The sequence below is a fragment of the Acaryochloris sp. 'Moss Beach' genome, from assembly GCF_021497025.1.
Classification (GTDB): Bacteria; Cyanobacteriota; Cyanobacteriia; order Thermosynechococcales; family Thermosynechococcaceae; genus Acaryochloris; species Acaryochloris marina_A.
In genome coordinates, this window is sequence record NZ_CP071717.1 from 229677 (window position 1) to 242099 (window position 12423).

The 12423-nt window shown below is 40.8% G+C and carries 8 protein-coding genes and 1 pseudogene; 2 read left to right on the plus strand and 7 right to left on the minus strand.

Annotation, left to right across the window (positions count from 1 at the left end; all coding sequences use genetic code 11):
* Window positions 1-5: 5 nt before the first annotated feature.
* The 7 genes and pseudogenes from HRE53_RS01125 to HRE53_RS01150 form a co-directional block, all read right to left on the minus strand.
* A pseudogene (locus HRE53_RS01125) lies at window positions 6-959 on the minus strand (GDP-mannose 4,6-dehydratase).
* A 535-nt stretch (window positions 960-1494) separates the two neighbouring features.
* On the minus strand, window positions 1495-2850 hold the full coding sequence (locus tag HRE53_RS01130; protein WP_235108765.1) for a glycosyltransferase family 4 protein: 1356 nt from the start codon (window positions 2848-2850) through the stop codon (window positions 1495-1497).
* 474 nt (window positions 2851-3324) lie between these two features.
* Window positions 3325-3984 carry a hypothetical protein gene (locus HRE53_RS01135; protein WP_235108766.1) on the minus strand — a complete coding sequence of 220 codons (660 nt, stop codon included), beginning with the start codon at window positions 3982-3984 and terminating at the stop codon, window positions 3325-3327.
* 34 nt (window positions 3985-4018) lie between these two features.
* The gene (locus HRE53_RS01140) at window positions 4019-5059 is read right to left on the minus strand and encodes a hypothetical protein (protein WP_235108767.1); all 1041 of its coding nucleotides are present in this window, start codon (window positions 5057-5059) and stop codon (window positions 4019-4021) included.
* A gap of 195 nt (window positions 5060-5254) precedes the next feature.
* Window positions 5255-7477, minus strand: a complete 2223-nt coding sequence (locus HRE53_RS01145) for a polysaccharide biosynthesis tyrosine autokinase (RefSeq protein ID WP_235108768.1) — start codon at window positions 7475-7477, stop codon at window positions 5255-5257.
* A gap of 1608 nt (window positions 7478-9085) precedes the next feature.
* Entirely contained in the window at window positions 9086-9208 is a 123-nt protein-coding gene (locus HRE53_RS34255) for a hypothetical protein (RefSeq protein ID WP_255801066.1), read from the minus strand.
* A gap of 16 nt (window positions 9209-9224) precedes the next feature.
* Window positions 9225-10259: a transposase gene (locus HRE53_RS01150; RefSeq protein ID WP_235108073.1), complete on the minus strand. Its 1035-nt coding sequence runs from the start codon at window positions 10257-10259 to the stop codon at window positions 9225-9227.
* A gap of 338 nt (window positions 10260-10597) precedes the next feature.
* On the opposite strand from HRE53_RS01150, the gene HRE53_RS01155 reads away from it, so the two are divergent.
* Both HRE53_RS01155 and HRE53_RS01160 read left to right on the plus strand, forming a co-directional pair.
* On the plus strand, window positions 10598-11569 hold the full coding sequence (locus tag HRE53_RS01155) for an NAD-dependent epimerase (protein ID WP_235108769.1): 972 nt from the start codon (window positions 10598-10600) through the stop codon (window positions 11567-11569).
* 475 nt (window positions 11570-12044) lie between these two features.
* Complete coding sequence (locus HRE53_RS01160) at window positions 12045-12419, plus strand: response regulator transcription factor (protein ID WP_212661844.1); 375 nt, start codon at window positions 12045-12047, stop codon at window positions 12417-12419.
* Window positions 12420-12423 lie beyond the last annotated feature (4 nt).

Sequence of the window (12423 nt, forward strand, 5' to 3'; positions counted from 1 at the left end):
ATATATTAATAACTCTCAACTAACATGCCTTTAACTACATCACTAAGCCCAAACTTTGGTTGCCACCCCAACTTCGCACAAGCTTTATAGGGTCTCCCTTTTCCTATAGAAATCTCCGAAGGCCGATACAAATTTTTTATCTACCATTACATGGTCTTCCCAGTTTAGATTCAACTCTTTAAATACTGTCATTACAAAATTTTCTAAACTATTTGCTTCTCCCGTAGCAATTACATAATCTTCTGGAGTTTCCTGTTGCAACATTAAATACATCGCTTCCACATACTCTGGAGCCCAGCCCCAATCTCTTTTCACAGAAAGATCACCTAAATACAATGTCTTTTTTTTGCCATCAGCGATCTCCTTCGCAGTTTGAACAATTTTTTGAGTCACAAATCTTTGAGGTCTCAAGGGTGATTCATGATTAAATAAAATTCCAGAACATGCAAATAAACCATATGCGTCTCGGTAATTCGCAACTTCCCAAAATGCAGTAGCTTTTGCAACCGCATATGGACTTCTAGGACGGAATTGTGTCTCTTCATCAGCTCCTTCTTCACCAGTATTGCCAAAGAATTCACCTGAAGCAGCATTATATAACTTGATAGGCCTGTCAATAAAACGTATAGCCTCTAGTAAGTTTAAAGTGCCAGAAGCTATACTTTCCAATGTTTCAACAGGTTGTTCAAATGACAATCCAACTGAACTTTGTCCTGCCAAATTATAAATTTCATCAGGTTGAAATTTATAAAGTACCTGTAAAACACTACGAAAATCAGTAAGTGCCATTGATACAAGTTTCACTTGATCTTTAATGCCGAGTTTAATTAAATTACTAAAAGATGAAATTTGTGCATCTCTTGAAGTACCAACTATTTCATATCCTTTTTTTTTAGTAGAAGTTTTGCAAGAAATGCTCCATCTTGACCAGATATCCCACAAATAAGTACATTTTTCATATTGTGTTTTTTTGTTATACAATTCATACCTAATTTAAGATAGACTTCTTACAATATTCGTTTCATGATAGGCTGTTAACATAATTCATATCGTGATCTGACTTAAATTTTAGTCCTACACTATATCGTTAGCTGGATTACGCAAGAAGTCTAATATAAAAAATCGGAACTGATCTATTAACAGAGTAAATCTTAAAGTCTAAGCACAAAGCAAAAAACTCTGAAAGTCATTGATATTAGCACTTCCAAAATTTTAACCTGCAAGCTATACCCTATAAAGGTTTCGGGCACTTTCGAATTTGGAATTAAAAAGCTGTGTCCTGTACGGAGACTTAAAACTTTTTAACTAGTTAGAATTTTAAAAGTGATCAATGGGTTAAAAAAAATCTCGTCTTCATTAACAGTGTTGTTTGTCTATTAGTGGTTTAACATAAATATTTAGATCTTAAATGCTGATTAAATATGCAGTCTTGAAATTTGTAGAATTAGAAATAGCGTTTCAGATGTTTCTAGGTTGGATGTAATCATCATAAGACTAACTTACAGGTTCAGAGATACAACTATTGATGTTCTTGAGTGTCTTATATGTTGCCAGCCTAATTTTTTGTTTTTTGTTCTCTGTTATACATTGATTCACAACACTGAAATATTCCTTTGAGATAATCTGCGGTGTAAAATGCTTTTCTAAAAAGTGATGGGCATTGTCCCCCATGGCTTTAGCCGTTTTAGGATCCTTCTGCAAATACAGGATGAAATCGGCTAACCCATTGCCATCGCCGTTCTCAAAGGTTGTTCCACAGTTAGCATCCGAAATTAAAGCATTTAAATACGAATCCTTGGGACAGACTGCAGCTATAGGTCGCCCCGAAGATAATGCTGAATATACTTTACTAGGAGCTACCAAATCTTGCATGCCAGGACTGACGCTCACCAAAGACAAGTTCCCGGCGGTTAAAGAGTAGGGTAACACATCCTTTTCCTGATAAGGCAAGAATAAACAATTCAATAAATCAAACTCTTTCACCTTAGCCATCACATCTGGTCGTTTGGCCCCTCCCCCAATAAAAACAAACTGAATCGGTTCATCTCGCAACCGAAGAATGGCATCTAACAATGTGTCCATATCGTGGCAACGTCCCATATTGCCAGAGTAAATCACCGTAAATATATCCACTAACTGATGCTTCCAAGCAAACCAGTTTTTATTTTTAGGGATTGGAGCAATAAGTGTTGGATCAGCCCAACTATGAATCACAGAGATCTTCTCCCGCACTTTAGGGCATCGTCGAGCAATTGTCTTCTTCATTGCTTCGCTCAAAACAATAACAGCGCTAGCATTATTCCAAACTAAATAGTTGATAACGCACCAAAGTCTGGCTAACAAGCTGTCGGATTTAACGACATTTAATTCAATTGCAATATCTGGATACAGATCATATACCAAACAAATATAAGGCTTTCTTAAAATTAGAGAAGCTAAATAACCCAAAAAAGGCAAAAACGGCGGAGCCGTTGTCAGTAAAATGACATCGTACTTCCGAGAAGAGCGAAGTAAATGCAACCCAGCTCGGATAAAAAACAGTAGCCCATTAATTGCTTTGCCACGAATTTGCTGGGGCCAAAGTTGAGCCGTCCGAGATCGCCTCACAAAAACCTGGTTACGCTTTTCTCTTAAGGGTGCTTCTTCGCTAGAACGAAAAGCATAGCCAGGTTGTCCACTAAAAATCTTAACTTGAATATCTTGTTGTGATAAATGCTGAGTGAGTTCATCAATCAGCTGTCCTGTTGGTGCATAATCCGGTGGAAAGAATTGAGTAAATACTCCTAATCTTATATTTTTTAGAGTGGGTATTAGGAAACAAAACAGTAGGATAATCTGCCTCTTTAACAAAAGGTCTCAATTTTTTTTGCAGTTGAATTTTGTGTCATAGTCTCAAAAAAATAGCAGAGTAAGAAAACCGCTTTAGATAATTAGCACGAATGAAATATAGGCAGCATATACACAACTGTAAAGCTATACCATTCTCATCAATATTTTCAATAACCAGGGGTAAAAAAACACACGGAAATCAAGAGCTGAAACAAGATAGCATATCTGCTATTCAATAAGGTTCATTTTCAGGAAAGCCATTAAATCACCAAATTAAAATTTTTATTAAAACTCACCAGCTTAGCTACACATAGATATGTCCAATGAGCGCACTGTTCTCTTAAAGAGTGATCAAGCTGCGAGACTCCATTCCAGCAAGGTATTCTAGCTACTTTTAAGCGAAAAATCCTAGAAGTCTTTCTGGATCTAGGTTTGATATGCCTATCACGCCTTAACAAAACAGTGCCATGAATAAATAACCTCTTTCTCATCTTCCTAAGATTCAGACTCTGTTCCTGATTCAGACTCTGTTCCTGATTCAGACTCTGTTCCTGATTCAGACTCTGTTCCTGATTCAGACTCTGTTCCTGATTCAGACTCTGTTCCTGATTCAGACTCTGTTCCTGATTCAGACTCTGTTCCTGATTCAGACTCTGTTCCCGATTCAGACTCTGTTCCTGATTCAGACTCTGTTCCTGATTCAGACTCTGTTCCTGAAATCAGGATTGTGTCAATTTTACTTAGCACAGTATCAATTTTTCCAGAAATAGCCGGATTACACCCCCCCTCACAGGATTGTTGCAAACTAACTAATCCCAGCCGAATTTCTTCCAAGCTACTAGTACTACAACCCGATCCACAAGCTTTAAGGGATTGAACTAAGCTTTGTAAGTTACTACGGACTTGGGAACTTACTGCCGTACCAGTACCACCACTATTATCAGAGCCAGTACCGCCACTAATGTCAGAGCCAGTACCGCCACTAATGTCAGAGCCAGTACCACCACTAAAATCCGAGCCAGTGCCGCCAGGAATCTCAGGATCTGCCCCCTGCTGACCATAAGCAATAGGAATTGGACCCAACAGGATCAGTCCTCCCAGTGACATGGCGAACCAAGAAATCTTAAACCAATTCTTTCGGGTTCCATTACTCATAAGTTTATTACTCCTATGTTCGCAAATTTTTCAATTAAAATTTCCATGACATTCCTACACCTATCACAAAGCGAGGATTCTCTCCGGCCCCAACTATGTCACGTACAGATGGGGAAATCACTAGGGGTATTTTTCGAAACGGAGCGATAGACAGCCCCGCAGCCAAATCCTGACCTGTCCATTCTAAAATTGTTGACACCTGAGGAATCACCAGCACCGTCGCCGTTCCAAACGGATTGATCGTAGTTCGGTCTGCTACAAAATCTTCTTCGGATCGAAACCGACCAGTGCCCGCCCCAGCCGTCACGGCCAGTCGACTAAAGGGCTTATCCACATTTTGTCGGAGGTTAAATATTTTGGTCACAGACCCATAGAAGGTGCCATCAAAATCATTCGCATCTCCTATGTTGAGAAATCCTTCCGAGCCCACTGCAACGGCCCAACGTCCAGGAAACTGGCGGTGAATTTTTGCATTAAAACCACCAGAACCTAACTCGCGACCAATTGTGCCAAAACTCGCCAAACTATAGGAAACCTGCACCCCGATGTTCTTCCGGGAGTCACCAAAACCAATACCAAATCCAGCAACAGCATCACTTGCTGAAGAGCGCCGCGTGCGTTCTTGAAATATAAAATTGGCAAAGGCTGTAAAATTATCTGCACCAAATCCAGCCGGATTAGAAATAGTAATGCCAGGAGAACTCCGCCCCTGTCGGCTCTGTTTTCCTATCTCTGTTTGGATATCCTCCAAACCTTCTTGAATTTGCTGAATCTCATCTTTCGTTAGAACCCGATCTTTAGGTTCAGGGTCTGGGCTCTGAGAACTAGGATCTTTATCCTCTAATGAACCCGTCTCAGACTGTTTTGGAGAATTAAATTCAGTACCCAAGTTGTCCGCTTTCAGCTCCAGACCTATTTCAGATATTTCGTTGGACATCCTATCTTCCAGCAAAGTCTCACCAGGCAAGGGTTGAATTCGGACTGCTTTCAAACCTGAGGCATGTGGGGGGCGGCCTAGCACTAAGTCAGAATCATGAACTTCAGCAGCAGCAACAGAAGGAAAAAACGAAACCAAGATTATTCCAGATAAAAAATAATGGTTTTGATATTGTTGATAAAAAGACATTGCTATTATTCAAGTTTTTCAATCCCTCAATTAATAATAAATTCATACATGCAATTAATAATAAATTCATGAATGCAATTAATCAAAGAGATTCAAATTAATTTACTAGAAAGCCGGACCAAAAGATAATCTTAGTTATCTTGACTAGCGAAGAGAAGATTTTTTTGAAGACATAAGAGACTTATGCTTGGAAGATTTTTTGTCTAGCTCAGATTCACCATAATAATTTTGTGAATAGTAGTAGTAGGAATAGCTTTCATTTTTGGTGACTATACCATTGATAAATAGACCTAAAACATCGGTCCCAAAATGCCCTAACAACTCTTTGGCTCGCTTTGCACTCGATTTCTCCAAACTCTCAGGTCGTCCTACTAACAACAGTCCATCCGCAGCCTTAGCCATAATCAGAGCATCTGCTGCCACCATCAAGGGCGGAGCATCAATCAACACATAATCATATCGTTCCGCTTGGTGGGCCAAAAGCGACTGAAACCGCTCCGAATCAATGAGTACCTGAGGATTGGGAGGTATAACTCCGGCAGTTAGGAGCTCTAAATTGGGTTGTACCTTGTAGGTCTCTAACATTGATTTTCTTTCATCCTCTTCAGGTGCTGCCAACATATTAGATAGGCCAGTCTGATTGCTAACTTCCCAAATTTGATGTTGCGTTGGCTTACGCAAATCCGCATCAATCACCAACACGCGATAATTCATTTGCGAAAGCACAACAGCTAAGTTAGCGGTAGTCCAAGATTTTCCTTCCCGGGGTACTGCACTGCTGAGCGTGATAACGCGTGCGGGCGAGTCTGTCTTTAAAAACCGTAAATTTGCTTGCAACATCCGGTATGCCTCAGCAACAGGTGAACGAGGGCTGAGCACGGTGGGAAGAGCTTTTAGATTCTCAGAATCAGGTGTATAGATAGGTACGCTCCCCAAAACAGGCCAGGAAGAATAAACATCACGAATTTCGTCAACGGTTTTAAGCTTAGTATCAACTTTTTCCAGAAAATAAGCTAATCCAAACGCGAGCAATGCCCCTGCGATCACACCCCGCAAGATTTCTGTAAACTTATTTGGGGCCACGGGAACAGTGGGCAAGTCGGCTAACTCTACAACTTTGGCTGTGGGAATGGTTTGATTTTCAGTCAGTTGTGCACTTTGCAAACTTTGCAGTAGCACCTTATAAGTTGTTTCTGCAACCCCCAATTCTCGCTGGAGTTGACGTAGTCGTTGACCGATCGCGGGAAGTTGTTTGGAACGGGAACTGTAGAGGTTCAATTGAGTTGCCAGAACTTGCTGTTGTTTCAATAGGCCTTTGCGAGTAACGTTTAGCTGCACTAAATTATTTAATAGGGCTTGACGTGTGGGATCAGCTGGCTGTTGATTGATTTTTGTATTTTTATTGGAAGTAGTTGTCCGAATTGAATCCAATAAAAGTCTTTGCAGCTGGCTTTGTTTATCCTGTAGATCCATTACTGTAGGGTGATCGGGCTGTAAGCTACTCTTTGCTAGAGCTAACTGTTGACGAACCGTTTCAAGCTGCTGACGGGTCTCTTGAATGGCAGGCAATTGGCTAATAGCACTAATATCTAAAGCGGACTCTACATCAACCCCCAACTGTCCTCTTATATTTATGGATTCAGCCTCAACCTTGGCAATTTGGGTTGCCACTTCATCTAGTTGGGTTTGAATATTGACTTGCCCAGTTGTCACAACATCAGCCAAATTTTCCACAGCACTGATTTGATTAACTTCCATAAATTGCCGTAAGATTCGGTCTGCATTCAGCACATTTTGTCTAACCTGGGGAAGTTCCTGGGCAAGAAACTTTCTCGCTGCTATTGATTTATAACGATTTTCCTGTAAATTAAAATTGACATAGTTTTGCATCAACTGATTGACCGCTTCAAAAGCCACACGAGGTTCACTATGCTCAAAAGCTACGCTCACTATATCAGTGCCTGGCTTGGGTTTAACTACCAGAAATTCTTTAAGAATGGAGACTTCTTCAATCTGGGATTTTAAGTCATCTGATCCCAGTTGTTTATGGATAGAGGATAAAGCTTTTTCAAGGAGGGGTTTCGAACGCATGACATCCATCTCGGTCATAATCGCGCGTTCTGAATTGTTTCCTGTCAAGGGTTCAAGTGCTTCAAGCCCGACTAATTGAGATGTTTCATTCGAAATATTGAGACGCAGTTGTCCCTCTGCTCGATAGATAGGGGTTTTGGATAAGACATTGATAGTATTCAAGGCACATACACCTGCAAATAAGCACAAAGCAGGTTGCCATCGTCGCTTAACGATGGACCAATAATCTACAGTTGAACTTGTTTGAACTGATATAGGTAGAGTACTAGTATCCATAAGCTTTATATAGAAGCAGAATAATTGATGTTGCTTTTGCCAGCCAACCTTAGTTAACCCAAACAATCATTATAAATAAACTATTCTGTTAACTGCTAAGTCATATACCGGAACTGTTTGATCTGATGATTCGGTATTCGGGCCTGTCTCCGTGTAAATTCTCCCACTGATGGATTACCTCTTGGGTCCGTAACTCTCACTGCCCGTTGCCAAAGCTCATCTGGGGGGGGATAGAGACCTGATAGTTCTGATCAGTTTTTTGGATATAGTACCATTTAACATCTTGGCATTCTTCACACCAAAACGCTTCCAACCAATGATGCCGTAAAATTACTTCAGACTGACTTTCCAATATTCTTCGGGCAGCTTGTTTGCCAATTCCATGCTGTTGTAGATGAGAAGATTGGTTGGAATAAATTAAATATTTTTGACTAACACTATCTAAATAACAACCATGGGCAGGGCAATATATAGCTCTTCTCTTCGAACGCTTTCGATTTCGCTCACACCTTTTCTGCAAGTTCGGCCTCCTCTACGCATAGATAAACATTTGCGGCATCGTAAGGTTCGTTTTTTTGAGACTGAGATCAAAGTAAGACCATCGAAGCCCCAAAACAAAAAATGTATCTTAGTTAATAGATGAAAATTGAAAATTCTACAGTTCTGTTCAAACTCAACTAACTTGATTATGAAAATCATTCAAAGGCTAACATACTAAATGTTGATAAGCTTTAGTAAATATAGCGATCTGACGTGGGTTGTGAGAATTATATTCAATCCAAATGGATACTGGTAAAGATTTCAGCCTCTCTACATCTCACGATTGATTTCAGATTGCTATAGTCTTTTTTGAAATTCTTATTTTTTTGCATAATAAAGTCAAAATCAAGAAGCTTTCAAATAAACTCAAATATTTACGCGACTCAAATCTAGATAACAACAAAAAAACTGATTCGTCAATTTGCCTTACACTAACTAACTATCTAATTACAAGTTGGCAGCATATCATGTCATATTCATCCTAACAAGTCATTTTTTTGTCATAATATTAGCAACTTATAGTCATAAATTTAAATTTACTTTCATAAACGAAAAGTTTTAAATTAATTCAATGGAATTTTATTCAATGAACACAATGTTACATATCTACCACCAGATCAAATGTGATCTAAGTCACATTTCCTGTTTTGTTGTAAATTATTTATCCTAAATATTATTTTTTTCTCGAATATTAGACCTCTTGCATAATTAGTTTTGCAATACAGTAGAGACCTCGATATACAGTGTTGTTTTACGTTAATCGCAGAAAAAATAGGATGGTTCTACTGGCAAAATTGGCTCATAAAATGAGACAGTAGCATATCGTGAACTGAATATTGCAAGAGGTCTAATTAAGAAATACACAATCATTCTCAAAATCCTTAGCACTTCCCATAAAACAATGAGATTAATTGCTGATTCTCAAATCATATTCAGACAATAGAAAAACTATTTATTGATGAATCAGCATCTCCAATCAACTCTAACCATATAGAAATCAACACTATTACATTACAATCAGCAACACTCTAGCGGCTGACTGCCTGACAGATCTTCGCCTTCCCCTGCTCATAAAGCCTTGCACTGTAAAGAGCGGATGCGAGAGAACCAGATTTTGTTGTAGTGTTTCTTTTGAGCTTTTTTAGACGCAAAACACGGTTGTGGATCATGGCAGAGCAAGGGGACTGGCATCAACAACTCCCGTCCTTTATGGACTACCCCCCTTGAGCCATCGCAATCCAATTTTGAGATAACTAATGCCTCGCCGCCAATGTGGATCAACCTGTTGGCGCAGCCCTTTAATGTGAACAGCCATTCCTTGAGTCGTGCTGAATAGCAGTGCCACAGCAGCAACCAGATAAAGCCTCTCTAATGCATCAGCACAGCGAATTTTCGACTCTTCTAGCTCAAACACTCCAGACTTACTATCGAGAAATAATTCTTCGACCCGAAACCTCAAAGCGTATTGCCACAAGGTCTGTAGCGTGGGTGATTCATCTGTAATCACCGCCCATGGTTCTTTCACTCCTCGGATATTAGCCAACACCAGATTGCACCGATAGATGCCATCTTCCCAAAGACCGACATTGCGGTAGAGGAGGGCTTCGCCTTTGGATGGCCACAATTGTCGGACTTCTCTTGGACATTGACGTGGACCATGGAGAAGGACATCACAAGGGACACGCAGACAGTAATGCCAATGGCTCTGTTGTAACCAGCTCATCAGTTGATGGTTCGCAAACCCACGATCTGCTAACACCATGACATCTGGATGCTGCCGCAATAACCAACGGGCCTGGCGCAATAGCGGTTGATATTCCTCAAAAGCGACAGCTGCACTCTTGTGCTCTAATACTTTCCACAACAACGGTACTGCTCTGCCACAGCAGACGACGGATAGATGAATCATGCAATATTCATTCCATAACACCGTTGTATCCATTGCCAGGTATAGACGATGAGATTGCCAGTTCTTAAGGGCTAGCAGGACTAGAGGTACATATAGCTTGTTAATATCAATGCGTTGATTGGCTATAAATCGTTGCCACCGACGCTCGACACTTTGGGCTTTTCTGGCTCGGCAGGGAACATAGGATTCCCAGGCAGATAAGCTTAAGCGTTCACTACAGATTAAGGCGCTTACCATCCAGCCCAGAGCAATGAGATGGCGTAAATCTCGATAATGGCTGTGTTGACGTAAAAAGGAAAACAGTTGACGATAAATTTGGGTGGGGCCTGACATTTGAATAACGCTGATTTGTGATTAAATCTAGCCTCACATGTCTCTCCACTCTTTTCTCATAAACTATGTAAATAAAGGCTTTGACCTACTTCTGTCAGGCAATCAGCTCTAGCGGACTTTTCCAAGCACGCCAATAATTCATCCTCCTGAAGTATTCAAACAGTTGGTGTGTTTTGCCCTTCGAATCCAATCATACTGCCTGAGTTATACTCTTTACTCAAGGTCTATTCATTCCGAATGACCAGAAGTTAGGATTCATTCTACAACTGTCTGCCAATTGGAGAAGACAGCAAGCTGAACTCAAAAAAAACAATGATCATGAATGGAGATTATTAACCATGCAAGTTCTGGTAACCGGTGCTGCTGGTTTCATTGGCTATTATGTGGCCCAACACCTCTTAAAAGAGGGTACACAAGTGTATGGAATTGATAATCTCAATGACTACTATGCCGTCGACCTAAAGAAGTCTAGACTCGCCGAATTAGAACCTGATCAAAACTTTCGCTTCCAGGAATTAGATATTAGTGATCGAAATGCTATCGCTGAGTTATTTCAAACCCAATCCTTTGACAGAGTAATCCACCTAGCTGCTCAAGCCGGAGTTCGCTACTCCCTCGACAATCCTCATGCCTATGTAGATAGTAACCTTGTCGGCTTTGTGAATATCTTAGAAGGCTGTCGCCATAGCCAAATCTCTCATTTGGTTTATGCCTCTTCTAGTTCAGTTTATGGAACCAACAAGAAAGTTCCCTTCTCTATTGAAGACAATGTGGACCATCCCGTCTCTTTATATGCCGCCACCAAGAAATCCAATGAGTTAATGGCCCATTCTTATAGCCATTTATATCAAATACCGATTACCGGACTGCGATTCTTTACGGTATATGGCCCCTGGGGACGACCCGATATGGCTTACTTCAAGTTTGTAGATGCGATCGCAAATAACAAATCCATCGATGTCTACAACCATGGAAAAATGCAGCGAGATTTTACCTATATAGATGATGTCGTAGAAGGCATTATCCGAGTTCTTCATCAACCTCCAAACCTAGACATCACAACCCCTCCATATAAGCTCTATAACATTGGCAACAACCAACCCGTAACGCTGATGCGTTTTATTGAAGTCATTGAGACTGCCATGGGCAAAGCAGCAGAGAAGAACTTTTTACCCATGCAGCCTGGAGATGTACCGGCAACCTATGCAGATGTAGATGCTTTAATGAATGACGTTGGATTTCAACCCAAAACCCCAATCGAAGAAGGGATTCAAAAGTTTGTAACTTGGTATCGCAGCTATTATCAATAGCGATATTCCAACATGAATAGCTCTCTCTCTTTTTCCTATATCTGCCAGAAGCTTCAGCAAAGATCGTGAATTGACTCTAATGAGATCAGGGTAGAATCAGATCTTGGCAAAATGCGACATAATTTTGCCAAGTTGTTTGTTTCTCTACTCTATTTCGGCTTTAGGTTGTAATTCTTGAGCCCTGCGGCTTAGATCGATAGTGCAGATTGAGGCTCATTGCTGAGGGGTGAACGGTCAACTCATATCAGTTCTTATCTTAATCACAGAATTTCATCAGGAGAACCTCAGTCTCTTTGATTAGCTTAGTAAGCATCAAGGGTAAATCGCTTACTCCAAAAAACGAATACGCCACCGTTATCTATCTCAAAGCGCATGTCGATAGCAACTTACCGCTATCAGATATATGCCCCTAAGCCATGCGATGGACTCTGACGATGGGAAACACGCTGCCACTAAAATACTCAACCCTAAAACAATGAACCCCCATATATTGCTAGTTGAAGATGAAGTCAGAATTGCTCAGCTCGTTGAACTGGAATTGTCCGATGCAGGGTATCAAGTCAATATTGCCCATGATGGCCAAGTCGGCCTAGAACTTGCCCAGGCTATCCAACCGGATGCCATCGTGTTGGATTGGACATTGCCAAATTTGACGGGCTTAGAAATATGCCAACAACTGCGAGCCGCTGGAAATGCCGTTCCCATTGTGTTTGCTACCGCCATGGATGATCCACCCCACCGTCAAGCCGCAATGGCTGCAGGTGCTAATGCCTATGTGGTCAAACCCTACAGTATTCATGATTTGATGGAGACCCTTACAGCTCAGCTCCCCGCCTGCGTTGCCGCGTAGAAAC